The organism is Rhizobium sp. WYCCWR 11146 (genome assembly GCF_013591995.1).
GTDB classification, from domain to species: Bacteria; Pseudomonadota; Alphaproteobacteria; order Rhizobiales; family Rhizobiaceae; genus Rhizobium; species Rhizobium indicum.
Window position 1 is genome coordinate 1 of the sequence record NZ_JACCEY010000030.1, and the last position, 1756, is coordinate 1756.

Here is a 1756-nt window from a genome sequence, read left to right on the forward strand (position 1 = left end):
CATTGATCAGTGCAGCGATCGAATAGGCTGCAAGCGACGTGCGGATTTCATCGGTGCCGGCACTGGCCAACTCGGCGATGACGTCGCTCGCACTGTCGACCACATAGATGTCGTTGCCCGCTCCGCCGTTCAGCGTGTCATTGCCGGCGCCGCCGTCCAGCAGATCGTTGCCGGCGCCGCCGATGATCGTGTTGGCGAGCGCATTGCCGGTGCCGGTGAAGTCGGCGGATCCCGTGTAGCTCAGCTTCTCGACATTGTTGCCGAGCGTATAGTTTGCCAGCACGGTCTTGACCGTGTCGGTTCCCGCGCCGGCGTTCTCGGCAACGCTGTCGCCGGCATTGTCGACGATATAGGTGTCGTCGCCCGCACCGCCGATCATCGTGTCGGCACCTGCCGCACCATTCAGCGTGTCGTTGCCGACACCACCAGTGATCGTGTTGGCAAGGCTATTGCCTGTCCCGGCAAAGGCTGCCGTTCCGATGTAGGTGAGGTTCTCGACATTGACGCCAAGCGTATAGCTTGCCAGCACGGTCTTGACCGTGTCGGTTCCTTCATCGGCGTTCTCGGCAACGCTGTCGCCGGCATTGTCGACGATATAGGTGTCGTCGCCCGCACCGCCGATCAGCGTATCGGCGCCTGCCCCGCCATTCAGCGTATCGTTGCCGTCGCCGCCTGACAGCGTATCAGCGGCGGCCGCCCCTGTGATTACATTGTCGAGATCGTTTCCGGTGCCGGCAAAGGCTGCCGTTCCGATTCCGATATAGGTGAGGTTCTCGACATTGGCGTCAAGCGTATAGCTTGCCAGAGTCGTGCGAACCGTGTCGGCTCCCGCGGCGGCGTTCTCGGCAACGCTGTCGCCGGCATTGTCGACGATATAGGTGTCGTCGCCCGCACCGCCGATCAAGCTATCGGCACCTGCCCCGCCATTCAGCGTGTCATTGCCGGCGCCGCCGGTGATTATATTGGCGAGCGCATTGCCGGTGCCGGTGAAGTTGGCCGATCCCGTGTAGCTCAGGTTCTCGACATTGATCAGTGCAGCGATCGAATAGGCTGCAAGCGACGTCTGGACCGTGTCTGTCCCCTCGTTCGCATTCTCGATCACAAGGTCGGTCGCGATATCGACGACATAAATGTCGTCACCCGTCCCGCCTGACATCGTGTCGGAACCAGCACCGCCAATCAATGTGTCGTTGCCGCCAGCGCCAGTGAGCTTATCGGCAACGACACCGCCCTTGATGATGTTGTCGAGCGCATTGCCCGTGCCGGTAAACGCGGCCGTACCGCCATAGGTGAGGTTCTCGACATTGACCCCCAGCGTATAGGCGGTCAGATTCGTCTGCACCGTGTCGATACCCTCATCGGCATTCTCGATGACGATGTCACCGTTGGAGATGACATAGGTGTCGTCGCCCGTGCCGCCATTTAGCGTGTCGACCCCGGCACCTCCAGCCAGGACATTGTTCAGCGCGTTGCCTGTCCCGGCAAACGCACCAGTTCCGATATAGGCGAGGTTCTCGACATTGGCGGCAAGCGTATAGCTTGCCAGGGTCGTGCGAACCGTGTCGGTTCCCGCGGCGGCGTTCTCGGCAACGCTGTCGCCGGCATTGTCGACAATATAGGTGTCGTCGCCCGCTCCGCCGATCAGCGTGTCGGCGCCTGCCCCGCCATTCAGCGTGTCGTTGCCGGCGCCACCGGCAATGGTGTCGGTCCCGCTACCGCCGACGATTAGGTTGTCCAGCGAGTTTCCTGTTCCGAC

1 protein-coding gene is annotated in these 1756 nt (G+C 61.7%); it reads right to left on the reverse strand.

The genetic code is table 11. The features are described 5' to 3' along the window. A partial coding sequence (locus HX899_RS24300) for a calcium-binding protein (RefSeq protein WP_281408848.1) occupies positions 1 to 1756 on the reverse strand: 1756 nt, incomplete at both ends.